Raw genomic sequence first — 400 nt, forward strand, 5'->3', positions numbered from 1 at the left:
TCCGTCGGCTTGCCCGGACGGGAGAAGTCGATCTCGACCCCGTTCAGGTAAGCCCCTTGGTCGAGCATCCGCCCGGCAAATTCCGGCCCATTGTCCACCCGTAGGCTCTTGGGCCGGCCGCGGAGCCTCACCAGCGCGTCGAGTGCCTCAACCACTTGGTAGGTCCGGAAGTTAGCTCTCGGTGTCAGCGAGAGCGCCTCTCGCATGTGGCAGTCCACGACCGTCAGGATCCGGAACGGACGTCCGTCGAAGAGGCCGTCGGACACGAAGTCCATCGCCCAGACCTCGTTGGGGCCGCTGATCGCGGGCCGCCCTTGCCGGTAGCGCCAGGCCCGCTTGCGCCTGGGCAGCTTGGGCCGGATCGACAGCCCCTCGTCCCGGTAGAGCCGGTAGGTGCGCT

Annotated in this window: 1 protein-coding gene; it reads right to left on the bottom strand. The window is 67.8% G+C overall.

Going from position 1 to position 400, the window contains the following annotated elements; all coding sequences use genetic code 11:
• Positions 1-400, bottom strand: a 400-nt coding sequence (locus MFF64_RS36635; protein WP_238193940.1) for a DDE-type integrase/transposase/recombinase, incomplete at both ends; no start/stop codon positions are given.

The organism is Methylobacterium frigidaeris (genome assembly GCF_022179185.1).
GTDB classification, from domain to species: domain Bacteria; phylum Pseudomonadota; class Alphaproteobacteria; order Rhizobiales; family Beijerinckiaceae; genus Methylobacterium; species Methylobacterium frigidaeris.